Raw genomic sequence first — 24029 nt, forward strand, 5'->3', positions numbered from 1 at the left:
CCGCCACGCCCCTTAGAGAGGGGCCTGCGCGGCTTCCATCATTGCTCGGATACCAAATACTGCGCCCCAGCGCCCCTTGACGGACGCCCGGCCGGACGGCCCGCCCAGCCCTCATCGCCATCGACGCTGTTCCATGGGCACGGCGCGAGCTTGCCCCCGCCTAACCGGGGAGCCTCGGCGCCGGCGGGCGCCGGTCCTTCAAAAAATCTGCCCTCTCCCCGCACACGGCCGAGCGACCAGCCGGATGAAAAAAATGAAACAACATCATCATCAAAGAACAAAAAGCAGGGAGAGGGCAGCCAGCCGGAGCCCTTCGGGGTGCTCCGGCGGAAGGGTGGCCCCGGACCCCTCCGCGCGGCTGCGCGGAGGGGCGGGACGAGACGGTCTCAGCTTCCGGTCTTCAGCGAACCGAGCTGGACGAAGGCGGGCTTGGCAGCGGGGGTCGCCGGGCGGGTCGGATCGTGCTCCTTCAGCACCTTGAACACCCGCTCCGCCATGGGATTGGACTTGATGAAGTCTTCATAGGCCTGCCCCAGCATGGTCTGGGCGGCGGAATAGATCTCCTCCTCGCTCATGCCGTCGAACTCGGCCGAGACGAGGTACTGGCCCATGCGCCGCAGGATGTGCAGGCGCAGCACCTGAAGCACCTCGGGCTGGTACTCGACCTGCAGCACCTCGAAGAACTCCTCGGCGCTTCCCAGGGACTTCAGCTTGTCGATGATGGACATGTCGCTCTTTCTCCTGTCGATCAGCTCAAGGCCGCGCTGTCAGGCCGCCTCGTCCGCGCTGGCCGGCCGGCCGCGCTGGCGCTCGCCCTGAAGATGCGTGAGGCGGGCTTCGAGAAACTCGATCCGGTCCAGCAGGGAGACGATGGCCTCGCCCACCGGATCGGGCATGAGGTGATGCTCGAGGTCGATGCGGCCGTCGCCGAGCTTGCGGCGGTCGGAGGTGGGCTTCACCACCCGGCCGGGAATGCCGACCACCGTCATGGCGGGCGGAACGTCCTCGATCACCACCGAATTGGCGCCGACCCGGCAACCGGCCCCGACCGTGATCGGCCCGAGGATCTTCGCTCCGGCCCCCACCAGCACGCCGTCGCGCAGGGTGGGATGGCGCTTGCCCGCCGTCCAGGATGTGCCGCCCAGGGTCACGCCGTGGTACAGGGTGACGTCATCGCCGACCTCGGCCGTTTCGCCGATCACCACGCAGGCGCCGTGATCGATGAAGAAGCGCCGGCCGATGGTGGCGCCGGGGTGGATGTCCACATTGGTCAGGAAACGCCCCAGCCAGGACAGGAAGCGGGCCGGGAACTTCACCCCCCGCCGCCACAGCCGGCTGGCGAGGCGATGCCAGATGATGGCGTGGACACCGGGATAGGTGAGCACGATTTCAAGCGTGTGCCGCGCCGCCGGGTCGCGCGCCTTCACGCAGTTCACGTCCTCGCGGATGAGCTGCCAGACGGAGAAGGAGGCGGCCGGCGCGTCCGACGGAGCGACTGCGGCGAGGGGAACCTCGGTACCATGCCACTTCGGGCTTCCCATGATCATGGGTCAGGCTCCCATCACGGCGGCGTGGCGGCGCTTCAGCGCTTCCTCGGTGAAGCTGTCCTCGTACAGGCGGCGGAGCACCTGGGGCGTCACCGTCTCCTTGGTGCGCACCGAGAAGTCGCGCACCCGGGCGAGGATGGCGCGGCCGCGCGCCTCGTCCACCGCCAGTCCCTCGTCAGCGAGGGCCTTGGACACGGCGGCAAGACCCGAATGCTTGCCCAGCACCACGCGGTGGGAGCGGCCGAGCAACTCCGGGTTCAGCGCCTCGTAGGTGCCGCGATCCTTGAGCAGGCCGGCGACATGGATGCCGCTCTCGTGGGTGAACACGTCCTCGCCGACGATGGCCTTGGTGCGCGGCATGGCGCGGCCGGCCGCGGCCAGCACCTTTTCGGCCAGCGGGCGCAGCGCGCGCGGATCGATGCCGCATTCGGCGCGGGCGGTCTGGCGCAGCGCTATGGCCACCTCCTCCAGCGCCGCATTGCCGGCCCGCTCGCCGAGCCCGACCACGGTCACGCTGGCATGACGGGCGCCACCGGTGACGGCAGCGAGCGTGTTGGCGGTGGCAAGGCCGAGATCGTCATGCGCGTGGAACTCGATCTCGAGATCCGTGGCATTGGCCACCCGGCGCACCAGCGCGTAGGTGGAGAAGGGATCGAGCACGCCCAGCGTGTCGGCGAGGCGCAGGCGGAAGGCGCCCGCCTCCCGTGCCACCTCGGCCACCTGGCACAGGAAATCGGGATCGGCCCGGGAAGCGTCCTCGCAGCCGATGGCAACGGTGAAGCCGAGCTTGGTGGCCAGCGTCGCCACATGCTTGAGGGCCGCCAGCGCCCAGTCACGGTCGCGGTTCAGCTTGCCCCGGAGCTGGCGGTCGGAGGTAGGAATGGAAAGGTTGACGTAGCTGACCCCCGCCGAGACCGCCGCGAACAGGTCTTCCTCGCTCATCCGGCACCAGGCGGCGACACGCAGCGGCAGCTTGAGGGAGACGATGGATCGCAGCGTCTCGATCTCCTCGTCGCCCATGGCGGGGGTGCCCGCCTCGATCTCCGGCACGCCGGCGGCGGCGAGCGCCTCGGCGATCTCGATCTTCTCGCGGCGGGTGAAGGCGACGCCCGGCGCCTGCTCACCGTCGCGGAGCGTCGTGTCGTTCAGGAAGACGGTGCGGGCGGCCGCACCCCCCGGCGTCGCGCCCCGCGCCTCCGCCGAGGCCCGGCCGGAGCGCCCAGATGTCAGCGATGGAGACTTCGCGAGCATGGTGTCGTCCTCACGTCCCGTGGCCCTCTTCGTCAGCCCGGTCCCGGAAGCCGTGCGCTGGGCCAGAAGCGGTTCGACACGGGTCACGCAAAGCGCGTGCCAGACATCTAAGCCACTCTGGATTCAGATAATTTCGCGTAGACGGCACCTGTCGCAAAGCCGACAGCCGGCAAGCTTGTCCGGGGTTCGACAGGATCGCGACAGACGAGAGCGACGAGCCGAGCTGTCTTGTCGGTATCGGACATACGTAAAACTACGTAACCCCCGCGTTTCACCCGGCGATTTCTTGGCGGCGGCGGACGAATTCACATGCCCGGACAAATATTCGTGCGCAGACGCTGCCGGCCCGGACCCGTCAGGCCGGGCCGATCACCACCTTCACGTCGGCGGGCTTGGCCCAATAGGGCGCGGAGGTCACCAGCACATGGGCGCCGGCCGCGGCATAGGCGGCGGCGTTGGAGAGGTTGACGCCGCCCGCCGCCGCCACCTTGGTGCCGGGCGCTCGCGCGAGGGTGACGGCCACCACCTGCCGGATCTCGTCCGGCGTCATCTTCTCGCACTGGAGCACGTCCGGGCCCGCGGCAAGCACGGCTTCCGCCTCCTCCAGCGTCTTCACCTCCACCACCACCTTCTTCTCCGGCGCCTGCCGGCGCAGCTGCGCGATGCCCTCGGCAGGATCGGCGAGGAAGGCGGCGTGTTCGGGAAAGAGCAGGAGGGTTTCCGACAGGCCGAGCCGGTGCGGAAAGGCGCCGCCGGCACGGATGGCGGCGATCATCTGCGCCTTGGCGCCGGGCAGGGTCTTGCGCGTCGTCACCACCGCCACCTCGGGCGAAACCGCACGCGCGGCGGCCACGATGTCGGCGGTGAGGGTGGCGATGCCGGAGAGATATTCCACCAGCGTCTGCGCCACCTTCCAGGCCCGGAAGATGGGACCGGCCGCACCCTCGGCGAGGAGGAAAGTGTCGCCCTTCGGCACCCGCGCCCCACTCGCCGCCAAAAGGTTGGCCGAGGCCCCGGCGGCGCGAAAAAGCTCGGCCGCCAGTTCCACGCCGCACAGCGTGGTGTCGCCGCGCACCGCCATGGAGAGGCGCGCGGCATGCCCGGCGAGGCCGAGGCTCTCGGTCGTCAGGTCGCCATAAGGCGCATCCTCGGCGAGGAGGGCGTCCACCATGGCCTGCGTCCACCAGCGGTAGGTCATGCCCGCATCCTGCGTCAATTCCGATACAGCAGGAGGCTTAGCGCGCGTCGGCACCCCGGTCCACAGGACAAAGCGCGACGCGACAATCGGGCCTCACGCCTGAGCCGATTCTTTGGCCGCCTTGGTCGCCCGCCGCAGCAGGGTGAGGCACTCGACCGTGGAGGCGAGGTCCAGCGCCGAAAAGCCGTCCAGCGTCTCGGGCATCGGATCGGCACCGCGCGCGAGCAGCTTCTCCACCACCCCGGCCTTGCCGGCAGAAGCCGCATACATCAACGCCGTCGCGCCGTTGTCGTTGGCGCTGTCGATGGAGATGCCCGCATCCACCAGCGCGTCGATAATGTCGAGATGATCGCCCACGCAGGCGATCCACAGCGCCGTGTTGCCGTCCGCGTTGCGGATGTCGAGGGCGGCGCCGGCGGCGATCAGGGCGGTCACCGTCTCGCCGAGCCCTTCGGCGCACGCCTTCATCAGCGGCGTCATGCCGTTCTCGGCGGTGGCGTCGAGCCCATCCGGCGGATAGCCGCGGCTGGCGATCCAGGCGGACAGCGCGGGGTCGAGCGCGCCTGCGGGCTTTTGCCTCTGCGCGTGGTTGAACCAGGCTTCATAGCCGCCGTCCACGCTCGTCACGTCGGAAAAGCCGAAATCCGACAAAGCCTGCGCGTATTCCTGGCTGGCATTGCCGTGATAGCAATAGATCACCACCGGCTGCGCCTTAGGCGTCGTGCCGATGATGTCGCCGAGATTGCCGAAGGCCATGTTCCGCGCGCCCGCCACATGGCCGGCGGCGTAGGCATTGGCGTCGCGCACATCGAGCAGCAAGGCCTGGCCCGTGCCCACGATGGCGACCGCCTCGTCCACGCCGATGCGGCGGAAGGGCGTGCGCTGTCTCATGATATCCCCCCGGTCCCGCTCACGCGCCCCGGCCGGGATAGGCCGGCTCGGTGGTGATGCGGTCGTCGACGGCGGCGCGCCCGACGGTGAAGTGGTAGATGGACTGGAAGGCCGCGCCCTCGAGCCCCATCAGCTGGTGCAGGTCGTCGTCAAAGAAGCAGCCGATGCCGGTGCCACGGAAGCCCGCCGCCTCCGCTTCCAGATAGAGCGACTGGCCGATCATGCCCGCCTCCCAATGGAGCTGTCGGTAGCGCCATGGATCCGCGCTCACCAGCGGCTCGAACTCCGCCAGCATGGCGAGGGCGAAGGAGCTGTCGCTGGCGATGGCCTGATGGCAGCTCACGGTGCGGGCGATGCCGCGACAGTCGGTTTCCACCAGCCGGTAGATCGGTAGGTGCTCCGGCACGCCCTCGGGCGTCTCCCAGGTGAAATCGGAGCGCAGCGCGGCCTTGAGGTCGGCGGTCACGCCCGCACGGCGCGGCAGGGCGTAGAGGCCGGGGGCGAGCCCTTCCACCCGATGCACGAACAGCAGCGGGTGGACGCGGGCCTCGAAGCCCCACGCATCGAAGGGGGCCCCATCACGCGGCAGCAGCGCATCGACGAGGCCGAGGAAGACCTCGCGGGGCATCGCGCTGCCCTTGGCCGTGAAACGCTGGGCGCTGCGCCGGCCGAGGATGACCGAAGCCGCCGGCGCGTCTCCCACCACCGCGCGCGCAGGGAGGGCCGGAGCCGACACCGCGTCACCCGCAACGGCGCGCGCGCGATGCGTCGCGAGACTCACCTGGTCGATCACCGGCCAGCGATAGAGCGGATGCCGGTCGAGCACATTGGCCCGCCCCATCCAGCGCCCGCCGAACGCCACCGGCGGAAGGGCGGGCAGGTCGCCGCCAGCCGGAGCCAGCGCGATCAGGATGTCGGGATCCTCCCGCTCCGCCCCGGCGAAATCGCCGTCCCGTTCGAGGCCGACGCGACGGGCGATATCGGCGCTGGTGGCCTCCACCAGATGCACCGTCCAGCCGAGGCAGGCGGCGGCATAGCGCACCCCCGCCAAGGCGTGGCCGAGATCGAGCTGGCAATAGCGGAAGGCGCGCTCGCCATATTTCCAGGCCTCCCGCCAATGGATGGACGACAGCGCGAGAAAGAGCGACGGCGCCCCGCCGGCCGGGCCGAACCGGTTCTCGATGGCGAAGCCCGATGCGCTCGCCACCGCCACCACGTCCGGCCCCGGCGGCGCGAAGCGGTGCTCCAGCACATGGTCGCGGCTGACATAATGGTGCACGCCGTCCGCCAGACCGGCGATGCCGCCGGCGATCACATAGGCCTCGGTGGGGTGCAGATTGCCGCTGGAGGGATTGCAGCGCAGCGCCCAGCGGTCCGGGCCAAGCTGCTTCCAGGCCGCCAGGCCGAAGGAGAGTTCCAGCAGCAAGGCGACGCCGGCAAGGTCCACGGGCGCGGGCGCCACGCCGCCCGACACCATTTGCGGAAAGGAGACGCCGAGCGCCTCGGCCGCCAGCGGCAGAGCGGTGCGCGGGGCGCCCTCATAGTCCCGGAACGGGTTGGGCTGCGTGTCCCAATCCAGCGTCTCGGGGCCGGCGGCGTAGCCCTTCAGACTGTGCTTGGTGCGGGCGTGGTAGGCCAGCGCCGCCTCGGAGGGACGCAGGGGGGGCAGCAGCGCGTTCATGGTTCAGGACGCTTTCCGTTCGCCGGGGTCCGGACAGGGATGGGCCACGCCGGGATGGGAGCAGCCCTCAAGCGGGCGCGCGCCCGGCACGGCCGGCCCCAGCAGGGAGGTCACCGGCTCGCGGTCGAAGCCGGCGCAGCGGGCGCCGTCCACCTCCACCAGCGGGCGACGGATGAGCAGGGGCTCGGCCAGCATCAGCGCGATGGCGGCCTCCGCTTCCACCGCATCCGGCTTCACCGCGCCCGATTTCACCTTCGGCGCGGCGGGATTGAACCAGCTGGCGACCGGCGTCGCGCCAAAGAAATCCTTCAGCCGCTCGGCCGTCCACGGCTCGGTCAGGAGACTGCGGACGTCCAGCGTGTGGCCGGCATTGGCGAGGGCGAGCTTCTGCCGGGCGTTGGTGCCGCAGCCCGGCTTCTCCCAGAAGGTGACATGGGCCACGGCGTACTACTTCAATACGGAAAGCTGCACGAGCTGCGCGCCGCCGTCACGACCGAGCACCGTATCCACCTTCTTGCGCACGCTCTCCAGCGTCAGCGGCTTGACCACCGCGCCATGGGCACCGGCCTTGAGCCCGCTCACCGCCACCGCCTCTTCCGACTTGTCGGTGACGATGAGGATGCGCACGCCGGGAAACTTCCCTTTCAACTCGCCGATCAGCGCATCGCCGCGGGCCTTCAGAAGCCCGACGCCGAGCAGGATCACATGCGGCACCAGCCAGCCCTGCCCCTTCTCATAGGCCTCCTCGGGGGTGGCGAGCTCGTGGGTCTCGATCTCGTCGTGCAGCATGAATTGCAGCGCCGCGCGCGTGATCTCGTCCTCGTCCACCACGAAGACACGCCGCTGGTCCACCGCCTTGGAAGTCTCAACGCCGATCTGCATCTGTCGCCTCGCTCATTACTTCCGTTCATCATGCCACGGGCGTCCCGCCAAACGCGCGCCCGAAGCCGGGCGGCCCGCGCGCGGGCGGGACGTTTTGAGCGTCAAGCAAGTTCCGTTCCTCGCCGGCAACGTCAGTATTCGGCGGCATCGCCGCAGCATCGGCGCGGGGAGCGGACAGGATGTGTTCCAATCCCGACACTCTTCCTTCACCTGTCGGGTTCGGCACAGCATCCGAAAGGCGAAGACAGACGCCGATTGCAGCCGGAATTTGATTGAGATCAAAGACCTGCGCGGTCTCGCGGCGAGTGGCACGCTGGTTGCTCCTGCCATGGCGCAACAGCGAGTGAGGGCTGAGTGCACGCCTAGGCCGGCTGCCAGCGATGCGCTCCTTCCCGTAACCCGCGGGGCGTTTCCGATCGATATTGCTGACGAGAGAAACGGCCTCGCGCCAATTCGCGCGGTGGTCTTCCTAAGTAGGTTCGAAGGAGAGCAAGATGGCTTCGCTGCGACAGATCGCGTTTTACGGCAAGGGTGGCATCGGCAAGTCCACCACGTCCCAGAACACCCTTGCGGCCCTGACCGAGCTTGGTCAGCGCATCCTCATCGTGGGTTGCGACCCGAAGGCGGATTCGACCCGCCTGATCCTGCATGCCAAGGCGCAGGACACCATCCTTTCGCTGGCCGCCAACGCGGGCTCGGTGGAAGACCTCGAGCTCGAGGACGTGATGAAGGTCGGCTACAAGGACATCCGCTGCGTGGAGTCCGGTGGTCCGGAGCCGGGCGTCGGCTGCGCCGGCCGCGGCGTGATCACCTCGATCAACTTCCTTGAGGAGAACGGCGCCTACGAGGACATCGACTACGTGTCCTACGACGTGCTGGGCGACGTGGTGTGCGGCGGTTTCGCGATGCCGATCCGCGAGAACAAGGCGCAGGAAATCTACATCGTCATGTCCGGCGAGATGATGGCCATGTATGCGGCCAACAACATCTCCAAGGGCATCCTGAAGTATGCGAACTCCGGCGGCGTGCGCCTGGGCGGCCTGGTGTGCAACGAGCGCCAGACCGACAAGGAATATGAGCTGGCGGAGTCGCTGGCGAAGAAGCTCGGCACCACGCTGATCTACTTCGTTCCGCGCGACAACATCGTGCAGCACGCCGAGCTGCGCCGCATGACGGTGATCGAGTATGCGCCCGATTCCGCGCAGGCCCAGCACTACCGCAACCTCGCGACCAAGGTGCATGGCAACTCGGGCAACGGCATCATCCCGACCCCGATCACCATGGACGAGCTCGAAGACCTGCTCATGGAGCACGGCATCATGAAGGCCGTGGACGAGAGCATCGTCGGCAAGACCGCCGCCGAGCTCGCCGTCGGCTGAACCCGGATCGACGGGCCGGCAACCGCCGGCCCGTCCACCCAACGTCCGTCCCCGCGGCTCGCCGCGTATATTTCACCGGGGCTGGGCGTGACCTTTGCGAATACGCCTTTTCACACACCGTACGCTGAAGATTATTCAAGGTCCCGGTCCCTCGCCGCAAGGCGGGGGACCTTTTGCAAGAGCGCCTCGTTGCAAGAGCGCCTCGGCAAGATCTGCTTTGCAATACCGGCCTTCCCCGCATCGGGTGACGACTTGGCCCCGTCCGCGCCACGCCCCCGTTCGTTTCTTCTCTGGCACATCCTCGCTGATCGCGCGCGTCACGTTCCCGACGTTCGCGCCCTGCGCGCAATCCGACATCGCCGCCCCGACGCCCCGCGGCCTCCGTCTGTCACCTTCCCGACACGGACATGGGCCCTCCCCATGTATTCATGCATTGTCGATATCCGACAATTCGATGAACGGCAGGACAAATCGCTGAAAATGCGAGCGATTCACAGTTGAGTCCGGCTTGGCACGCCGTTTGCCAGTCATTGCTCAGGAGCCGTCGGGTTTGGCTCGGAGCAAATTCATGCACATCGTCGTCTGCATCAAACAGGTTCCGGATTCGGCGCAGATCCGCGTCCATCCCGTCACCAACACGATCATGCGGCAGGGCGTGCCGACGATCATCAACCCCTATGACCTGTTCGCGCTGGAAGAGGCGCTGCGGCTGCGCGACAAGTTCGGCGGCGAGGTCACGGTCCTCACCATGGGCCCGCCCTCCGCGGAAGATTCCCTGCGCAAGGCGCTGACCTTCGGCGCCGACCGCGCCGTGCTCCTGACCGACCGCTTCTTCGCCGGCTCCGACACGCTCGCCACCAGCTTCGCCCTCGCCACCGCCATCACCAAGATCGGCCAGACCTGGGGCGTGCCGGACCTCGTGTTCACCGGCAAGCAGACCATCGATGGCGACACCGCCCAGGTCGGCCCCGGCATCGCCAAGCGCCTTGGCCTCATGCAGATCACCTATGTGGCGAAGATCGCCGAGTTCGATCCCGCCGAGCGCACCATCACCCTGGAGCGGCGCGCCGAGGGCGGCACGCAGGTGCTGAAGTCGAAGCTGCCCTGCCTCGTCGCCATGCTGGAAGCCACCAACGAGATGCGCCGCGGGACCATGGTGGACGCCCTGCGCGCCGCCCGCGCCGAGGTCGTGAAGTGGAACGCCAAGGACGCCGGCGTGACCGACCTCAACATGTGCGGCCTCAAGGGCTCGCCCACCATCGTCAAGCGCGTGTTCGCGCCGAGCGCGCGTTCCGAGAAGGCCAAGTTCATCGAGGCCGGCGAGGGGGGCAGCCTCCCCGACGCGCTGATCGCCGAGATCTTCTCCCGCCAGCCCGGCCTTGAAGCCGACCTGACCGCGCTGGCGCGCGGCTTCTGACGGCCCTCGCCGCAGAGCCCGCGCGCCCCATGTGACTCCGAGATCGAAGAGCCGACCATCATGAGCGAGCCAACCACCCCCAAAGCCCCCGCCGCCGGTGGACGCGCGTCCACCAAGAAAGAGCTGCCGGAACACTTCAAGGCCTACAAGCACGTCTGGGTGTTCATCGAGCAGGAGCGCGGCCAGGTTCATCCCGTGTCCTGGGAGCTCATGGGCGCGGGCCGCAAGCTCGCGGACAAGCTGGGCGTGGAGCTCGCGGCCGTGGTGGTCGGCGCCGAGGGCGAGACCGTGCGCGGCGCGGTGGCCGAATCCTTCTGCTACGGCGCCGACCTCGCCTATGTGGTGGCCGACCCGGTGCTCACGGACTATCGCAACGAGGCCTACACGGCCGCGATGACCGACCTTGTGAACACCTACAAGCCCGAGATCCTGCTGCTGGGCGCGACCACCCTCGGCCGCGACCTCGCCGGCGCCGTGGCGACCACCCTTCTTACCGGCCTCACCGCCGATTCCACCGAGCTGGACGTGGACGCCGACGGCTCGCTTGCCGCCACCCGTCCGACCTTCGGCGGCTCCCTGCTCTGCACCATCTACACGCTGAACTATCGCCCGCAGATGGCGACGGTTCGCCCGCGCGTGATGCCCATGCCGATCCGCGTGGAGAAGCCCATCGGCCGGGTCATCGAGCACAAGCTCGGCGTGGTCGAGGCCGACATCGTCACCAAGATCCTGAATTTCATCCCCGACCGCGATTCCAACAAGGCGAACCTCGCCTATGCGGACGTGGTGGTGGCCGGCGGCATAGGCCTCGGCTCGCCGGAGAATTTCCAGCTCGTGCGCAACCTCGCCATGGCCATGGGCGCCGAATATGGCTGCTCGCGCCCGCTGGTGCAGAAGGGTTGGGTCTCCTCCGACCGCCAGATCGGCCAGACCGGCAAGACGATCCGTCCGCGGCTCTACATCGCCGCCGGCATCTCGGGCGCCATCCAGCACCGGGTGGGCGTCGAGGGCGCCGACCTGATCGTCGCCATCAACACCGACAAGAACGCGCCGATCTTCGACTTCGCCCATGTGGGCATCGTCACCGACGCCATCCGCCTCCTCCCGGCCCTGACGGAAGCCTTCGCCAAGCGCCTCTCGGCCCACTCCAGCGACAAGCTCGCCAGCTGACAGCCAGCGAAAGGAACAGTCCGATGATCGACGAAAGGTTCGATGCGATTGTCGTCGGCGCCGGCATGGCCGGCAATGCCGCCGCCTACACCATGGCCTCCCGCGGCCTGAAGGTGCTGCAGCTGGAGCGCGGCGAATATTCCGGCTCCAAGAATGTGCAGGGCGCCATCCTCTACGCCGAGATGATGGAGAAGATCATCCCGGACTTCCGGGAGGATGCGCCGCTGGAGCGTCACCTGATCGAGCAGCGCTTCTGGATGATGGGCGAGACCTCCCACACCGGCCTGCATTACCGGTCCGACGACTTCAACGAGGAGAAGCCGAACCGCTACACCATCATCCGCGCCCAGTTCGACAAGTGGTTCTCCTCCAAGGTGCGCGAGGCCGGTGCCCTGGTCGTGTGCGAGACCACGGTGACGGAGCTGGTGCAGGACGCCTATGGCAAGGTGATCGGCGTGAAGACCGATCGCGGCGGCGGCCAGATCCATGCGGACGTGGTGGTGCTGGCGGAAGGTGTCACCGGCCTGCTCGGCGCCCGCGCCGGCCTGCGCAAGATCCCCAAGCCCACCGAGGTGGCGCTGGCGGTGAAGGAGATGCACTTCCTGCCGCAGGAAGTCATCGAACAGCGCTTCAACGTGAAGGGCAACGAGGGCGCCGTCATCGAGGCCGCCGGGACCATCTCGGAAGGCATGACCGGCATGGGCTTCCTCTACACCAACCGCGAATGCGTGTCGGTGGGCATCGGCTGCCTCGTGTCGGATTTCCAGAAGAGCGGCGAGTCGCCGTACACGCTGCTTGAGAAGTTCAAGCGCCACCCGTCCATCGCGCCGCTGCTGGAAGGCTCCGAGGTGAAGGAATACGCCGCCCACCTCATCCCCGAGGGCGGGTTCAAGTCCATCCCGCAGCTCTATGGCGAGGGCTGGGTGGTGGTGGGCGATGCCGCCCAGCTCAACAACGCCATCCATCGCGAGGGCTCGAACCTCGCCATGACCTCCGGCCGCATCGCCGGCGAGGCCATCTTCCAGGTCAAGTCCCGCAAGGACAAGATGACCGCGGCGAACCTCTCGCTCTACAAGAAGATGCTCGACGACAGTTTCGTGATAAAAGACCTCAAGAAGTACAAGGACATGCCGCAGCTTCTGCACATCCAGTCGCAGAACTTCTTCCTCACCTACCCCCAGCTGGTCAACAAGGCCATGCAGAACTTCGTGCGTGTCGACGGCACGCCGAAGAAGGAGAAGGAGAAGATGACGGTGAAGTCCTTCACCTCCGCGCGGTCGTGGGCGGGCCTTTTCGGCGACGCCTTCAAACTTGCCCGCGCCTGGCGCTGAGAGATTTTCAGCTCAGCGCATCCCCTTTTCCCACCTTGCGCGGCGGGCCTACCCCACCGCCCGATTTCCGGGAGACTTTCACATGGCCACCGACACCGCCGTCCGCGTCGAGGACAAGCTTTTCCAGAACCGCTACCTGGTGGATTCCGGGCGCTCGCACATCAAGGTGAAGGCACACACCACGCCTTCCCCCGCCCTGCGCACCCTGCTCACGGCCTGCCCGGCCCGCTGCTATGAGTTGAACGACAAGGGGCAGGTCGAGATCACGGCCGACGGCTGCGTGGAATGTGGCACCTGCCGCATCATCGGCGAGCCTTCCGGCGACATCGAGTGGAACTATCCGCGCGGCGGCTACGGCGTACTGTTCAAGTTCGGCTGAACCTCCACGCCTTCAACGGTAGCGAAATAGCGATCGGGAGTTCGTCATGCCGTCCGCCTCGGCCTTCGTCCGAGGCGGAGAGGGCGACGCTCAGGCGCCGCGCGGGCTTGATCTGAGGCGCTGAGCCAATCTCAGGGCTTCATGTCTGACGGCTTCCGCTCCGCCATCTGGCATCAGATCGCCTTCCCCCCTAGATTAGGGGCCGGGAGGACGATGTCATGTCCGCATTTTCGTCAGGATCAACGGCCGGAGAGCCGGGGTTCGCCGAAGGTTTCGCAGCCAACGCGCTCGCGTCCGAGTTCGCCATCGAGGCGCTGGACTGGCAGGGGCGTCCGCTGCGCTGCCAGGATTGTCCGCACGAGGACATCAAGGCCGAAGGGCGCTGCGACCTCGGCAAGGCGTGCGTCCTCGACCGGCGGCGCAAGCGTATCGACCGTTTCTTCGCGAACAATGCGGCGCTGGCCGCGCGCTATCTGGACCACCCCTATTTCGAGGTGCGGGCGCTCGCCGCCCGGCACGCCAGCGTCTTCCTCATCGCACCGCTCAAGGACGACCCCGAGCCCGACGTCCGCATGGTCTGCGCCGAGCGCCTGCCGCTCGCCCGCGTGCGGGACATGCGCTTCGATCCCGAACCCCGGGTGCGCATCGCGGTGGCCGACCGCCTCGACGGCAGCGACCTCGTGGCCCTCATGTCGGATGTCGACTACAGCGTGCGCATGGCGGCGGCCCGGCGGGCGCCGGTCGATGCACTGGTCTATCTGATGCACGACCCCGAGGTAGATGTGCGGCGCATCGTTGCCGCCCGCCTGCCGCAGGTGCCCCTGGCCCGCATGGCCTCAGATGCCGATCCGCTGGTGCGGCTGGTTGTGGCCGAGCATCTCGCAGCCGACCGCCTTGTCGCATTGCGTGACGATCCCGACATGCGGGTGCGCTTCGTCGTCGCCGAGCGGATTTCCCCAGCCTTCCTTGCGCCGCTGACCAACGACGCCGTGCCGCCCATCGCCGAGGTCGCGCGGGCGCGGCTCTCCACGACCTGATCGACATTTTCCGACACGACCAATCCAATGGCCGGCGCACACAGGCCGGCCATTTTCATTTTCAGAAGCGCGAATGATTGTCGCTCGCGAAGTAATCTTCGTTGCGGCGCAACATTTACTTCTCACTCCCGTATAATACCTGATTGACTGCCGGCATTTTCCGTGGGCGTGGCGTCATAATTGCATGTCAAAGCTGTTTCTGACTGGCAGAGCGAGCGGCACTGCCCCTATTCCCGCTCGGAGATCGAGGATGCCATGGTCGAAGTCACAGCAAGCAACGTGAAATTCTCCGCCTATCGTGCGGATCCCGAGGGCGCGCCGAAGGGCGCGGTGGTGGTTCTGCAGGACGTCTACGGCGTCAATTCGGACATCCGCCAGATCGCAGACGGTTTCGCCGCCGCCGGCTATGTCGCCATTGCGCCGTCGCTGTTCGACAAGGTGAAGTCCGACATCGAACTTGACGCCGCCGCGACCGACGAGGGCAAGGCCCTCACCGAAGAGGTCGGCACCGACTGGTCGCTGGAGGCCATCCAGGCCACCGTGGATGCGGTGAAGGACGCCGGCAAGGTGGCCCTCGTCGGCTATGCCTGGGGCGGCTTTCTCGCCTACACGGCCGCCAACAAGGTGAAGGGCCTCGCCTGCGCCATCGGCTATCACGCGCAGGAGGACATCCTCGACGCAATGTCGGAGAAGCGCCGCATCCCCACGCTGATTCATTTCGCGGAAGCCGATCCGGCCATCCCGGAAGCCGACATGGTCCAGTTCCGCGCCCGCCGGCCCGACGTGTCGGCCTTCTCCTATCCCGGCGCCAATCGCGGCTTCACCTTCAAGGCGAACCCCGCCTACGACGCCGCTGCAGCCGACCAGGCCATGGAGCGCACGCTGTTCTGGATTTCCCAGTACGTGGTCGGCCAGGGCCCGGTACAGCTGAAGAATGCCGGCGCCTATGCCCTCGCGAAGACCGACAAGAAGGGCAAGAAGAAGTCCGGCGACGACGACATGGGCCCACCGCTCGATTGATGCGGCTCAGGCTCCTTTTCGATATCCGTGTGCCGGCACGCGTCACCTGAGACGCGTGCCGGCACGGCCGTTTCATCACGCGGAGGGAGCGTCGCACATGAGCGTGATCGAGCATGATTTCGGGGCGGGCAAGCGGCGGAAGGAAAAGCGCTTCCGCGACCTCCTGAACCTCGACGCCCTCCACGAGCAGAATGTCCGCGCCAATCCCCTGCCCTATCTGGAGCGGGCCAGCGAACGTATCTATCAGCTCGAGAAGACCATCTTCGAAGCGGCCCTGGCCGCCCGCCCCGCCTTCGGTGCAGAGCCCGACGGCAAGGGGCCTAGCGTGACCATCGCCAAGACGGAATACGAGCGCCTTCTCGCCTGCCGCGCCATCATCGATTCCGCGCTCGCCGAGATCCAGGCGCGGCCTGAGGACGAAGAGCCGCGCTGAGACGCAGGCCCAACAGGCCGTGAGCGTGCGGACGCGCCCACGGCCCGCGCGTCAGTTGTGGACGGAGGGTGGCGGGGTCCACTGATAGAGATCGCCCCAGCCGTTCAGCGCCTTCACCTCGTGTGTGAAGCCGAGATCGCTCAGCGCGGCGGCGAAGCCGAGCTGCTCTCCGCTCTTCACGCTGGCCAGCAGCGGCACCTTGCGGCCCTGCAATTCGCCGAGGAGCGAGGGGAGCACCTCGTCACCCTTGGCGGCCGGCGCGACGGCGGCGTAGGTCACATGGATGGCCTCGCTGTTGCGGAAGCCCCACTCGAACGTGTCGCGCCGGGCCAGCAGCGCGCCCACGATGCCCTTCTCATGGTCCACGACCACCGGCGACAGGCCGGACGTGCAGCAGGCGACAAGCTCCGACAGGAGTGTCTCCTGATCGGCTTCGTCCTCCGCGTTGAAGGGGACGGCAGCGGCGGCCTGCCGCAGCAGGCCCCACAGGCCCTGGACGTCGCTGAGGGACGCCATGCGGCGAGTCAATTCAGTCATGAAATGTATCTCCGGAGCAGACAGAAAAACAACGTCGACACCTTAATTAAAATAATAGTCAATTCAATAATTACCGCTCACAGCCCCGCCATTAGCCGGCGCTTTCATCTCGACGTATGTCAATGTCATGAAGCATACGCCCACAGCTCGCAAATGTGCGATGCGCGACACCTCGGCCGGCGACATGCGGCCGGCGCCTCTTGGCAAGAACCTTGCTGCGGGCAACGCGCGGGGACAGTCGATCTCTCCGCCAAACCTGATTGAAGCCCCCGGCCTCGGGAAGGTCCTTTCCCGGAGCGCGTCCTTTGGAGTGAGGCATGTCGACGAGCGAAGGATTCTTCATCGATTGGGACGGCAACGCCCGTAGCGTCGATGATCCCGGCGGTGGCTATCTGTGCGAGACCGATCGTGTCGCGAAATACGTGGCGGTGACGACCAAGACCGGCACGCTGGTGCACGAAGGCACCTTCTACAAGACCATGGACGACATCGCGAAGGCCGGCATCAAGGCCGGCTTCGTCCCGGGCTCCCACCCGTGGGGCTCGAAGGAGGACGGTTTCTAAGGTCGTTTCATGCGAAGCAGTCCGCTTCGCTTGAAGATCATGCGTATCGTCAAGAACCCGGAGCGTGGGCACCCCTGCCCACCCTCCCCACACAGCACAGGAGAATTGGCGATGCTCCCCACGACCATTCTCATCGACGAGGCGCCCCGCTGCGTCGTCCGCCCCAACGACACCAAAGCCCTCAACCGCTTCCTGCGCAACGCAAAGGACTTCCTCCTCGCGGAGAAGCCGGAGGGCAAGATCACCCACCGGGCCGCCTCCGAGGACGAAGTGGCGAAATGGAAGAATGCCCTTGCGCTGCATCAGGCCTGGGGCGGGTCCGACGAGGATTTTTTCGGCGTGCCGCTTTAGCACCACCGCCAGGCTCAGGGCCGCGCGGCGTGGCCCACCGTGTCGTGGGGATTGCCGGCGGTGTTGCGCATCCAGTCGGCGAGCTTCGCCATGGCGTCGTAGATGCCGGCGCGCGCACCGGCGTCCGCCACGGTTTCCTCCAACGCGCCCCGCATGCACAGAAGCCAGGCGTCGCGCTCCGCATTGCCGATGGAGAACCCCATGTGCCGCTGGCGCAGCCGGGGGTGGCCCTTCTCCGGCGAATAGAGCTTGGGGCCGCCCGTCCATTCGCTGAGATAGCGCTTCAGCACCTGCTTGGTGTGGGCGAGATCGTCCGCATGCATGGCGCGGATGCCCTCCGCCTCGGGCATCGTGTCCATGCGCGCATAGAAGGCCTCCACCAGCCGGTCGATGACGACGGCGCCGCCCAGGCGCTCGAACATGGTTGTGGTCTCGGCGACATCCGACATGATCTGTTCCCTCGGGCTCGGCCCTATTCGTCCATGTTGGGCAGCAGGATGACCTCGGCCGGCGCACCGGCGCCTTGCGCCGCGACAAAGTCGAGGGCCGACACCAGCGACAGGCCGCCATCCGCCTCCATCAGCACCACGGCGTCCGGCGGCATCCTGCCGAGCGCCTCGACCAGCTGAGCCACCGTCATGCGTCCTGTCCTCCTGTCGGTGCCGGATTAGTCCGGCCGCACCAGCGATCCCGCTGCGTCGAAGGCGACGATCACCGTGTCCTCATCCACCATCCGGACCTCGGCGCGCTTCAGCGCCCCGTTGCCATGGTAGCTGTAGCGATGGGCCAGCTCGACCTCGCCATAGACCATCTTGTCGAATCCGGTGAGCTGGCCGGCCGCGTCGAACCACGCCCGGATGAAGGTGTTGCGGTGGGTGAGCTGTGCCTCGGGGATGGGCTCCACCAGCCGGAACGGCATCTTCACGCCGGTATAGGTCACATAGAAACGGCACTCGCCCGGCATGTCCGGCGACACCGCGCTGGCGGCCTCTGCACTCATCTTGCGTCTCCCGACACCTGCGCCGTCTCCATCGTGTCTGCCGATCAATCGGGGGAAATCATGATTTCCATGGTCTCGTCGAAATCGTCATAGGGAAAGCCGGGCACATCGGCCTCCACCAGCGGCACGCCGCACAGGCACACGTCCGCGCCGACGATGGCCACCGCCACCGGCTCCAGATGCGTGCCGGCGCAGGGGCCGTCCGCGCAGGCGCCGCTCTCGATGTCGAACAGCGCGCCGTGGCGGCCGCAGCGCAGATGTGTGCGCTCGGCATTGAAGAAATGGCCGCCGCCAATGTTCAACCACGCGCCCTTGTGGGGGCAGGCGTTCACATAGCCCACCACCTCGCGCGCGCCGGTGCGCACCACCACGATGCGGAAGGGCCGCGCGTCGCCCTCCGGGGTCAGGCGCGAGAGATCGAACGCCTTCGCCTCGCCTGGTGGAAGCTCGTGCGTTCCGCAGATGGCGAAGACCGCGATCTCCTCCGCAGCGCCCCGTTGCTCGGCTGATTGTTCGGCAGACATCACTTCCCCGCCCGCCCGTAAGGGGCTGGCCCCTGTCGCAAATGAAACAGTCCGCGCCCGTCCGGAACAACAGCCCGGCGGCCGGCGTGACCTGCCCCCGGGATTAGCAGGAAGCGTGCCGGGGCGGCCGCGAGTCGCGCTTAACGAAAATGGCCGGTGCAGCACCGGCCATTTCGCGTGTCGTCAGGATGGGATCAGAGCAGCCCAAGCTCGAGCTGTACCTCGTCGCTCATGCGCGACTTGTCCCACGGCGGATCGAACACCAGCTTCATCTTCACGTCGCTGACGCCCGGCACCACCACCACCGCCTCCTGCACCCAACCCAGCATCTGGCCGGCGACCGGGCAGCCCGGCGCGGTGAGGGTCATGTCGATCTCGACGCCCCCATCATCCCTGACCTCGATCCGGTAGATCAGGCCAAGGTCATAAATATTCACCGGAATTTCCGGATCGTTGACGGTTTTCAGCGCCGCGACGATGCCTTCCAGAAGAACGGCGTCGTCCTCGGCGAACTCCTCGAAATTGCGGATCTCGCCGTGGACGATCATGGTCGTCGGTGCGGCGAGGCCGTGATCCGTAGGCTGAGTCATGTGACCAATGCCTCCTGCCCCCTCATCGTACCTGATACGTAGCAAGCACGATGCCAACGATGAACGGAGCGATCAATCCAGACCCTCGGCGAGGGCCGCGACAACGGGCCACCCCACGGCGCCAGTGGGATCGAGCACCTTGAGGGCTGCGAGCTTCTCGGCGGCCAGCTCCGGCTGGTTCTGGCGCAGGTGGATGAAGGCCAGCGCCTTCAGGGTGTAGAGGGCAAAGCGCCCCGGCCCATCCGGCAGCAGGTCGTGCGGCGCCCAGTTGCGCCAGTCCGTGTCCCAGCCCGCCTGACGCGCGGCTTCCACAAGGCCACCCCGCGCCGCCGCCTCTGCCTCGTCCAGGTTTCCCTGGTAGGTGTGAATCTTGTAGAGGCAGAAATAGACCGGCAGCTCCGACGGCGCCGTGGCAAGCGCCTGACGGAACAGCGCGTCCGCGCGCGCCCGGTCCTTGCGATAGGCGATGACGCCCTGCTGCAGCAAGGCGTTCACCGGGCCGGACACCTCGCCGAAATTGATGACATCAGTGTTGGGAAAAAGATCGACGCTCACGGTGCTTGCCTTCGGTGGGGCCGGCGAAGGGCGCAGCTCTACTTGACGAGATGAGGGTTGGGCGCAGCTTCTGCGGTCCGGGCTGCGCGGAAGGTCAGCGCCCGGCCCACCGCCTTGGCGATGACGAGGGCACGGGCATCGAGCCCGGTCCAGTCGGAGCCACGGCCGCGCGGATCGATCTCCAGAAGCTTCACCCCGGCCGGCACTTCCGTGCCGTCCCGCGCGACGCCGCGCACGACGCCGTCGAACGGGGCGCGAATTGGCTCGTTGCCGAGGAAGCCGATGTGGAAATCCTTGTAGACGCGGGTACCGATCTCGATGGCCGTGTGCCAGCGCCCGGGAACGCCCGAATGCACGAAACGCTCGGTCGTCACGCCGCCGAGATCGCGCGGGGTATGGTCCGGCGCGTCGGTGGGGCCGTGCTGGATCACCTGACCTTCCTTGCCCGGGCGAGTCTCGATGGCGAGATCGCAATTGGTGCCGCCGCTGAAGCCGGGGCCGAGGCCAATGGTGAGGCGGGCGAGCCGGCGCAGGTCCGGCGTCACCTGGTACTTGTTCATGCGGGCATCGACGAGCAGATCGATGGGGCCGAGGACGATGAGATCGAGCAGGCCAAGGGGCGTCACAAGCACCTCCCCGCGCGCCAGTCCCTTGCGGACATCCACCCCGCGTTCGGCCCGCCCCGCGCGGATGCCGTCCACCCGCACGTCGTCCTCGTAGAGGGCGTCGTGGAACGCCATCTTGCGCCGGATCACCGGCGGAACCGGATCATGCGACAGCACGACGCCGTAGCCACCGCGATGCAGTTCTACGGCGACGGCCGACGCGATCTCGTTGGTGCCGAGTATCGCCGCGAAGCCGGTGCGCGCCGCGCCGCCTCCCTGCTGTAGCAATTCGCTCATAACGGTTCTCGTGTTGCCCGGGGCGACAAGGCGTAAGCAAGAGGTGGGCCGTTTGGAACGCTTGCACGGTCGTTGCGGAACACCCCCGCCAAGTGTGCATCAGAAGGCTGGAACCGCGCCCGGCCGCCGGACGGACTGTCGGATTTGCGACAGCGCGGCCGCTTCCGCATCCGCATATGCCGCAATGACACATGGTGCCGCGCTTGCATGGGAGCGGCACTCATCGAAGGAGACAAAGCGATGGCCATGGCCGCAGAAGAAATCGAGCGCCTCGTGAAAGAGGCCCTTCCCGACAGCCAGGTGGTGATCATCGATCTCGCCGGCGACGGCGACCACTATGCCGCCCGCATCACCTCGGAAGCCTTCAAGGGCAAGAGCCGCGTGCACCAGCACCAGATGGTCTATGCGGCGCTTCAGGGCCACATGGGCGGCACGCTGCACGCCCTGAAGCTGGAGACGCTGGTCCCCAAATGAGATCGGGTCCGGCCGATTTCCGATTTGTTTTTCATCCCCCGCTTTTCCATCAGGAGATTGTCATGGCCACCACTGCCGAACGTATTGAAGACATCATCGCCTCCAGCGACGTGGTCCTGTTCATGAAGGGCATTCCCGCCGCCCCGCAGTGCGGCTTCTCCTCCGCCGTGGTGCAGGTGCTCGCGGGCGTGGGCGTGCCCTATCGGGCCGTGGACGTGCTGCAAGACCCCATGGTCCGCGAGGGCATCAAGGCCTATTCCAACTGGCCAACCATTCCCCAGCTCTACATCAAGGGGGAATTCGTCGGCGGCTGCGACATCGTCCGCGAGATGTTCCAGGCGGGTGAGCTGACCCAGATGCTGGCCGAGAAGGGCGTCGCCGTCGCCGCCTGAGGGATGGGATCCATAAAAAAGGGCCCGGACGCGAGAGCATCCGGGCCCCTTTGCTGCACTATGGAACGGCTTGCAAATAACTCGGGCCGGATGAACAGGTCGGCCCTCAAGTATTCCGGAAACACTAAAGCACTGGACGTTCAGCTTCGGCTCACGCCGCCTTGGTGGCTGCCTCGACCTTGAACGCCTCGACATCCGCGCGGGTGAGGCGGAACACGCCGCGGCCGCCGGCGAGCGCCTGGTAGGTGAGCGGCACACGATAGGACAGGAAATCGAACCATTCCTGCGGGTTGAGGCCCTGCGGCCGCTCGCTGATCTCGGCGATGGTGCCGTTGGCGGCGAAGCGGGCGTGAATGATGACAGTTTCGTCGCTCATTTCATCTCTCCTCTCAACGTTTCTGACTGGCGCGTGGTGGGAGGCAGGACGGATCTTTTCCGCCAGGCCCGCGCGATGGATTGATTACCCGGCACGCTTTTTATTAGAACGCTGTTCTGAACTCGCGCCGGACACGGGCCTTGCGCACGCGCGCTGGTGAACCGGCCTCCGGCGACCTCTTCTGGCAGCGGCTGGAAGGCCGCCCTCCCAGCCACCGACCGTCGGCGCGCCCAGAAGGAGCGCCGCTCTACCCTCAGAAGCCCGAGAACTCACCGAGCAGCTCGATGGTCACGTTCTCGGTGCCGAGCACGGTGACATGCTTGGCGAGGCGCGACTTGGAGCCCACGCCGACGATCGCGTCGAGGCTCTCGTTCTCCTCCTTGGTGGTCTTGGACAGGCCCTTGCGGCCCTCCTGCACGAATACGTGGGACGCGCTGCCGTCCTTGTCGCTCTTCTGGCGTTCCGCGAGCCCCGGCTCGACGGTGATAAGCGCCTCGAGGAGGTTCGTGCCTTCCGCGACTTCAATGGCCTTGCCCATGGGGAGGACCTTCAGCGTAACCGTGGACATCAACAACTCCTGTCGTTTCGTCTTCGTGTTCGGTGCGATGTTGTTTTTCAGTAGATGGCGGCGCCCGCCCCTACGTTGACCGAGGCATCCTTCATCGTTGCCACGATGAACTCGATCTCCTCCTCGCTCAGGTGGGTGTGGAACGGCAGCGCCACGGCGCGGTCGGCCACCTTCTCCGTCACGAGGAAGTCGCCCCGGCGGTAGCCGAGGTCGAAGTAATGGCGCTGCACATGCAGCGGCGTGCTGTAGCCGGTGGATTGAACCTTCTCCACCTTCAGATCCTCGACGATGGAATCGCGGCTCGACTTGGAAAAGCGCGTGCCGAGATGAACCACGTAGAGGAACCAGTTCACCTCCGTCACGTCCGGCCCGATGAAGGGATCCTTGATGCCCTCGAAGGACTGGACGTACTTCTGGTAGAGGTGCTCCACCGTACGCCGCTGCTCGAGGATCTCCTCGAGCCGGCGCAACTGGGTGAGGCCCAGCGCAGCGGTGATGTCGCTCATGGCGCCCTGGTAGGGCGCGCTCATGCTGACCACGACGGAGGAACGTTCCTCCAGCTTGTGGGACCGGAACCGCCGCAGCGCCACGGCCACGTCGATGTCGTCCGTCACCACCATGCCGCCCTCGCCGCAGACGATGGGAAAGGGCTGTGAGAAATCGAACACGGACGTGTCGCCGAACGTCCCCACCAGCGCGCCCTTGTAGCGCGAGCCGATCGCTTCGGTGGAATCCTCGATGAGCGCAAGATTGTGCCTGCGGGCCAGCTCCTGGAAATCGGTCCAGGGCGCCGGATGGCCGTTGGTGTTACCGGCGACGATGGCCTTTGTCTTGTCGGTGATCTTCGCCTCGGCCTTGGCCGGCACGAGGGTTCCCGCCCAATAGTCGATATCGGCGAACACCGGCCGCGCGCCCGACAGGCTGATGGCGTGGACCGTCTCGCGGAAGGAATAGGGCGATGCGATCACCTCGTCACCCGGACCGATGCCATAGGCCTTCAGCGTGTAGAGCAGGCCGAGCGTGCCGCTGGGCACCGCGACGGCGTATTTGCGGCCGAGATAGGCTGCGAACTCCGCTTCGAACTCCTGGGCGATCGGGCCGCTGGAAAGGCGCGGGGCCTGCATGGCCTCGGCCACCGCCTGCAGCTCGATGACGGTGATGTCCGGATCGGACAAAAGGATCGATGAGGCCTCGCCGCCCTCGCTCTCACCCTCGCCGAGGTCGAAATCATCCAGGAAATCGGCGTCGCTCATCACGCGCTCCGCCGTGCGAGGATGACGCCGGTGGCTGCGCCGGGGTCGGAAGTGATGTGGGCGCAGTGATCCGCGGTGTCGAGCAGATGCACGTCGTATCTGGGATAGGTCCGGAACGGCGCCTCGGTGACGTCGGAGGCATCGCACTGGGTCCAGGAGAGCGCCGGAAAGCGCTTGCGCAGCTCGGCGAAGACCGGGCCGGCATCCTCGGCGGTGAGCACCTTCTCGATCTCGGTGAGGTCGCTGTCGCTCAGGGCCATAACCTTACTCTCCCGTGCCGGAATGAGACACGACCGGCGGCTTTGTCGCGGTCCGCCCAATGCCATGC

At 66.8% G+C, this 24029-nt stretch carries 32 protein-coding genes; 12 read left to right on the plus strand and 20 right to left on the minus strand.

All coding sequences use genetic code 11. The annotated features are described in order from the left end of the window. Nucleotides 1-386: 386 nt before the first annotated feature. The 8 genes from nifW to J2126_RS09865 form a co-directional block, all read right to left on the minus strand. On the minus strand, nt 387-728 hold the full coding sequence (gene nifW / locus J2126_RS09830; RefSeq protein WP_209486252.1) for a nitrogenase stabilizing/protective protein NifW: 342 nt from the start codon (nt 726-728) through the stop codon (nt 387-389). A gap of 39 nt (nt 729-767) precedes the next feature. Continuing rightward, nucleotides 768-1547 carry a serine O-acetyltransferase gene (gene cysE, locus J2126_RS09835; protein WP_209486254.1) on the minus strand — a complete coding sequence of 260 codons (780 nt, stop codon included), beginning with the start codon at nt 1545-1547 and terminating at the stop codon, nt 768-770. Nucleotides 1548-1550: 3 nt separating this feature from the next. Then, nucleotides 1551-2798: a homocitrate synthase gene (gene nifV / locus J2126_RS09840; protein WP_209486256.1), complete on the minus strand. Its 1248-nt coding sequence runs from the start codon at nt 2796-2798 to the stop codon at nt 1551-1553. Nucleotides 2799-3153: 355 nt separating this feature from the next. Continuing rightward, complete coding sequence (modD, locus tag J2126_RS09845; RefSeq protein WP_209486258.1) at nt 3154-3996, minus strand: ModD protein; 843 nt, start codon at nt 3994-3996, stop codon at nt 3154-3156. A gap of 93 nt (nt 3997-4089) precedes the next feature. After that, nucleotides 4090-4887 (minus strand): ankyrin repeat domain-containing protein, encoded by a 798-nt coding sequence (locus J2126_RS09850; protein WP_209486260.1) that lies wholly within the window; start codon nt 4885-4887, stop codon nt 4090-4092. 19 nt (nt 4888-4906) lie between these two features. Then, the gene (locus tag J2126_RS09855) at nt 4907-6568 is read right to left on the minus strand and encodes a SagB/ThcOx family dehydrogenase (protein WP_209486262.1); all 1662 of its coding nucleotides are present in this window, start codon (nt 6566-6568) and stop codon (nt 4907-4909) included. Nucleotides 6569-6571: 3 nt separating this feature from the next. Next, on the minus strand, nt 6572-7009 hold the full coding sequence (locus J2126_RS09860; RefSeq protein WP_209486264.1) for an ArsC/Spx/MgsR family protein: 438 nt from the start codon (nt 7007-7009) through the stop codon (nt 6572-6574). Nucleotides 7010-7015: 6 nt separating this feature from the next. After that, on the minus strand, nt 7016-7450 hold the full coding sequence (locus tag J2126_RS09865) for a response regulator transcription factor (protein ID WP_209486266.1): 435 nt from the start codon (nt 7448-7450) through the stop codon (nt 7016-7018). A gap of 494 nt (nt 7451-7944) precedes the next feature. Between J2126_RS09865 and nifH the strand changes: the two genes are divergently transcribed. The 8 genes from nifH (at nt 7945) to J2126_RS09905 (ending at nt 15616) form a co-directional block, all read left to right on the plus strand. Then, complete coding sequence (gene nifH / locus J2126_RS09870; protein WP_209486269.1) at nt 7945-8829, plus strand: nitrogenase iron protein; 885 nt, start codon at nt 7945-7947, stop codon at nt 8827-8829. A gap of 568 nt (nt 8830-9397) precedes the next feature. Next, nucleotides 9398-10246, plus strand: coding sequence for an electron transfer flavoprotein subunit beta/FixA family protein (locus tag J2126_RS09875; RefSeq protein ID WP_209486271.1), 849 nt, complete (start codon nt 9398-9400; stop codon nt 10244-10246). Nucleotides 10247-10306: 60 nt separating this feature from the next. Then, nucleotides 10307-11416: an electron transfer flavoprotein subunit alpha/FixB family protein gene (locus tag J2126_RS09880; protein WP_209486273.1), complete on the plus strand. Its 1110-nt coding sequence runs from the start codon at nt 10307-10309 to the stop codon at nt 11414-11416. Between the two features lie 23 nt (nt 11417-11439). Further along, nucleotides 11440-12747, plus strand: coding sequence for an FAD-dependent monooxygenase (locus J2126_RS09885; RefSeq protein ID WP_209486275.1), 1308 nt, complete (start codon nt 11440-11442; stop codon nt 12745-12747). Nucleotides 12748-12829: 82 nt separating this feature from the next. Beyond that, nucleotides 12830-13126, plus strand: coding sequence for a ferredoxin family protein (locus J2126_RS09890; protein ID WP_209486277.1), 297 nt, complete (start codon nt 12830-12832; stop codon nt 13124-13126). 218 nt (nt 13127-13344) lie between these two features. Then, entirely contained in the window at nt 13345-14163 is an 819-nt protein-coding gene (locus J2126_RS09895; protein ID WP_209486279.1) for a 4Fe4S-binding leucine-rich repeat protein, read from the plus strand. A 255-nt stretch (nt 14164-14418) separates the two neighbouring features. Next, nucleotides 14419-15183, plus strand: coding sequence for a dienelactone hydrolase family protein (locus tag J2126_RS09900; RefSeq protein ID WP_209486287.1), 765 nt, complete (start codon nt 14419-14421; stop codon nt 15181-15183). A 97-nt stretch (nt 15184-15280) separates the two neighbouring features. Then, on the plus strand, nt 15281-15616 hold the full coding sequence (locus J2126_RS09905) for a hypothetical protein (RefSeq protein WP_209486289.1): 336 nt from the start codon (nt 15281-15283) through the stop codon (nt 15614-15616). Nucleotides 15617-15667: 51 nt separating this feature from the next. Here J2126_RS09905 and J2126_RS09910 read toward each other — a convergent pair whose 3' ends face one another. Then, nucleotides 15668-16153, minus strand: a complete 486-nt coding sequence (locus J2126_RS09910) for a hypothetical protein (RefSeq protein WP_209486292.1) — start codon at nt 16151-16153, stop codon at nt 15668-15670. Nucleotides 16154-16470: 317 nt separating this feature from the next. Here J2126_RS09910 and J2126_RS09915 point away from each other — a divergent pair, with 317 nt between their 5' ends. Both J2126_RS09915 and J2126_RS09920 read left to right on the plus strand, forming a co-directional pair. Further along, nucleotides 16471-16716 carry a hypothetical protein gene (locus tag J2126_RS09915; protein WP_209486294.1) on the plus strand — a complete coding sequence of 82 codons (246 nt, stop codon included), beginning with the start codon at nt 16471-16473 and terminating at the stop codon, nt 16714-16716. Between the two features lie 111 nt (nt 16717-16827). Further along, nucleotides 16828-17067, plus strand: coding sequence for a hypothetical protein (locus J2126_RS09920; RefSeq protein WP_209486296.1), 240 nt, complete (start codon nt 16828-16830; stop codon nt 17065-17067). Between the two features lie 14 nt (nt 17068-17081). On the opposite strand, the gene J2126_RS09925 is transcribed toward J2126_RS09920, so the two are convergent. The 7 genes from J2126_RS09925 to J2126_RS09955 all read right to left on the minus strand — a co-directional run bounded on the left by J2126_RS09925 (nt 17082) and on the right by J2126_RS09955 (nt 20638). After that, nucleotides 17082-17516: a group II truncated hemoglobin gene (locus J2126_RS09925; protein ID WP_209486298.1), complete on the minus strand. Its 435-nt coding sequence runs from the start codon at nt 17514-17516 to the stop codon at nt 17082-17084. A gap of 23 nt (nt 17517-17539) precedes the next feature. After that, nucleotides 17540-17707 (minus strand): hypothetical protein, encoded by a 168-nt coding sequence (locus tag J2126_RS09930; protein WP_168457281.1) that lies wholly within the window; start codon nt 17705-17707, stop codon nt 17540-17542. Between the two features lie 27 nt (nt 17708-17734). Then, nucleotides 17735-18067, minus strand: coding sequence for a DUF6156 family protein (locus tag J2126_RS09935; protein WP_245327263.1), 333 nt, complete (start codon nt 18065-18067; stop codon nt 17735-17737). A 44-nt stretch (nt 18068-18111) separates the two neighbouring features. Further along, nucleotides 18112-18591, minus strand: a complete 480-nt coding sequence (locus J2126_RS09940; protein ID WP_209486305.1) for a Rieske (2Fe-2S) protein — start codon at nt 18589-18591, stop codon at nt 18112-18114. A gap of 194 nt (nt 18592-18785) precedes the next feature. After that, nucleotides 18786-19139, minus strand: coding sequence for an iron-sulfur cluster assembly protein (locus tag J2126_RS09945; protein ID WP_432445350.1), 354 nt, complete (start codon nt 19137-19139; stop codon nt 18786-18788). Between the two features lie 114 nt (nt 19140-19253). Continuing rightward, on the minus strand, nt 19254-19736 hold the full coding sequence (locus J2126_RS09950; protein ID WP_209486309.1) for a tetratricopeptide repeat protein: 483 nt from the start codon (nt 19734-19736) through the stop codon (nt 19254-19256). A gap of 38 nt (nt 19737-19774) precedes the next feature. Next, nucleotides 19775-20638, minus strand: coding sequence for a xanthine dehydrogenase (locus J2126_RS09955; protein WP_209486311.1), 864 nt, complete (start codon nt 20636-20638; stop codon nt 19775-19777). A gap of 240 nt (nt 20639-20878) precedes the next feature. On the opposite strand from J2126_RS09955, the gene J2126_RS09960 reads away from it, so the two are divergent. After that, the gene (locus tag J2126_RS09960) at nt 20879-21112 is read left to right on the plus strand and encodes a BolA/IbaG family iron-sulfur metabolism protein (protein ID WP_209486313.1); all 234 of its coding nucleotides are present in this window, start codon (nt 20879-20881) and stop codon (nt 21110-21112) included. Nucleotides 21113-21174: 62 nt separating this feature from the next. Then, a complete protein-coding gene (grxD, locus tag J2126_RS09965) occupies nt 21175-21504 on the plus strand; it encodes a Grx4 family monothiol glutaredoxin (protein WP_209486315.1) in 330 nt (109 codons plus the stop codon). A 151-nt stretch (nt 21505-21655) separates the two neighbouring features. Here the strand turns inward: grxD and J2126_RS09970 are convergent, their stop codons facing one another. The 4 genes from J2126_RS09970 to J2126_RS09985 form a co-directional block, all read right to left on the minus strand. Further along, on the minus strand, nt 21656-21880 hold the full coding sequence (locus J2126_RS09970) for a hypothetical protein (RefSeq protein ID WP_209486318.1): 225 nt from the start codon (nt 21878-21880) through the stop codon (nt 21656-21658). Between the two features lie 253 nt (nt 21881-22133). Next, a complete protein-coding gene (locus tag J2126_RS09975) occupies nt 22134-22448 on the minus strand; it encodes a ferredoxin (RefSeq protein WP_209486320.1) in 315 nt (104 codons plus the stop codon). Between the two features lie 47 nt (nt 22449-22495). Further along, the gene (locus J2126_RS09980) at nt 22496-23701 is read right to left on the minus strand and encodes a DegT/DnrJ/EryC1/StrS family aminotransferase (protein ID WP_209486322.1); all 1206 of its coding nucleotides are present in this window, start codon (nt 23699-23701) and stop codon (nt 22496-22498) included. After that, nucleotides 23701-23961, minus strand: coding sequence for a hypothetical protein (locus J2126_RS09985; RefSeq protein WP_209486324.1), 261 nt, complete (start codon nt 23959-23961; stop codon nt 23701-23703). The genes J2126_RS09980 and J2126_RS09985 overlap by 1 nt, the downstream gene beginning before the upstream one ends. Nucleotides 23962-24029: the final 68 nt, after the last annotated feature.

The sequence above is a fragment of the Xanthobacter flavus genome, from assembly GCF_017875275.1.
Classification (GTDB): Bacteria; Pseudomonadota; Alphaproteobacteria; order Rhizobiales; family Xanthobacteraceae; genus Xanthobacter; species Xanthobacter flavus_A.

Coding starts and splice junctions, on each gene's coding strand:
- J2126_RS09865 (WP_209486266.1), bottom strand. CDS start 7,450: ATGCAGATCGGCGTTGAGACTTCCAAGGCGGTGGACCAGCGGCGTGTC.
- nifW (WP_209486252.1), bottom strand. CDS start 728: ATGTCCATCATCGACAAGCTGAAGTCCCTGGGAAGCGCCGAGGAGTTC.
- J2126_RS09960 (WP_209486313.1), top strand. CDS start 20,879: ATGGCCATGGCCGCAGAAGAAATCGAGCGCCTCGTGAAAGAGGCCCTT.
- J2126_RS09955 (WP_209486311.1), bottom strand. CDS start 20,638: ATGAGCGAATTGCTACAGCAGGGAGGCGGCGCGGCGCGCACCGGCTTC.
- J2126_RS09890 (WP_209486277.1), top strand. CDS start 12,830: ATGGCCACCGACACCGCCGTCCGCGTCGAGGACAAGCTTTTCCAGAAC.
- J2126_RS09875 (WP_209486271.1), top strand. CDS start 9,398: ATGCACATCGTCGTCTGCATCAAACAGGTTCCGGATTCGGCGCAGATC.
- nifV (WP_209486256.1), bottom strand. CDS start 2,798: ATGCTCGCGAAGTCTCCATCGCTGACATCTGGGCGCTCCGGCCGGGCC.
- cysE (WP_209486254.1), bottom strand. CDS start 1,547: ATGATCATGGGAAGCCCGAAGTGGCATGGTACCGAGGTTCCCCTCGCC.
- J2126_RS09900 (WP_209486287.1), top strand. CDS start 14,419: ATGGTCGAAGTCACAGCAAGCAACGTGAAATTCTCCGCCTATCGTGCG.
- J2126_RS09930 (WP_168457281.1), bottom strand. CDS start 17,707: ATGACGGTGGCTCAGCTGGTCGAGGCGCTCGGCAGGATGCCGCCGGAC.
- J2126_RS09945 (WP_432445350.1), bottom strand. CDS start 19,139: ATGATCGTCCACGGCGAGATCCGCAATTTCGAGGAGTTCGCCGAGGAC.
- J2126_RS09855 (WP_209486262.1), bottom strand. CDS start 6,568: ATGAACGCGCTGCTGCCCCCCCTGCGTCCCTCCGAGGCGGCGCTGGCC.
- J2126_RS09940 (WP_209486305.1), bottom strand. CDS start 18,591: ATGTCTGCCGAACAATCAGCCGAGCAACGGGGCGCTGCGGAGGAGATC.
- nifH (WP_209486269.1), top strand. CDS start 7,945: ATGGCTTCGCTGCGACAGATCGCGTTTTACGGCAAGGGTGGCATCGGC.
- J2126_RS09980 (WP_209486322.1), bottom strand. CDS start 23,701: ATGAGCGACGCCGATTTCCTGGATGATTTCGACCTCGGCGAGGGTGAG.
- J2126_RS09905 (WP_209486289.1), top strand. CDS start 15,281: ATGAGCGTGATCGAGCATGATTTCGGGGCGGGCAAGCGGCGGAAGGAA.
- J2126_RS09970 (WP_209486318.1), bottom strand. CDS start 21,880: ATGAGCGACGAAACTGTCATCATTCACGCCCGCTTCGCCGCCAACGGC.
- J2126_RS09935 (WP_245327263.1), bottom strand. CDS start 18,067: ATGAGTGCAGAGGCCGCCAGCGCGGTGTCGCCGGACATGCCGGGCGAG.
- J2126_RS09925 (WP_209486298.1), bottom strand. CDS start 17,516: ATGTCGGATGTCGCCGAGACCACAACCATGTTCGAGCGCCTGGGCGGC.
- J2126_RS09915 (WP_209486294.1), top strand. CDS start 16,471: ATGTCGACGAGCGAAGGATTCTTCATCGATTGGGACGGCAACGCCCGT.
- J2126_RS09895 (WP_209486279.1), top strand. CDS start 13,345: ATGTCCGCATTTTCGTCAGGATCAACGGCCGGAGAGCCGGGGTTCGCC.
- J2126_RS09920 (WP_209486296.1), top strand. CDS start 16,828: ATGCTCCCCACGACCATTCTCATCGACGAGGCGCCCCGCTGCGTCGTC.
- J2126_RS09910 (WP_209486292.1), bottom strand. CDS start 16,153: ATGACTGAATTGACTCGCCGCATGGCGTCCCTCAGCGACGTCCAGGGC.
- grxD (WP_209486315.1), top strand. CDS start 21,175: ATGGCCACCACTGCCGAACGTATTGAAGACATCATCGCCTCCAGCGAC.
- J2126_RS09975 (WP_209486320.1), bottom strand. CDS start 22,448: ATGTCCACGGTTACGCTGAAGGTCCTCCCCATGGGCAAGGCCATTGAA.
- J2126_RS09880 (WP_209486273.1), top strand. CDS start 10,307: ATGAGCGAGCCAACCACCCCCAAAGCCCCCGCCGCCGGTGGACGCGCG.
- J2126_RS09850 (WP_209486260.1), bottom strand. CDS start 4,887: ATGAGACAGCGCACGCCCTTCCGCCGCATCGGCGTGGACGAGGCGGTC.
- J2126_RS09885 (WP_209486275.1), top strand. CDS start 11,440: ATGATCGACGAAAGGTTCGATGCGATTGTCGTCGGCGCCGGCATGGCC.
- modD (WP_209486258.1), bottom strand. CDS start 3,996: ATGACCTACCGCTGGTGGACGCAGGCCATGGTGGACGCCCTCCTCGCC.
- J2126_RS09985 (WP_209486324.1), bottom strand. CDS start 23,961: ATGGCCCTGAGCGACAGCGACCTCACCGAGATCGAGAAGGTGCTCACC.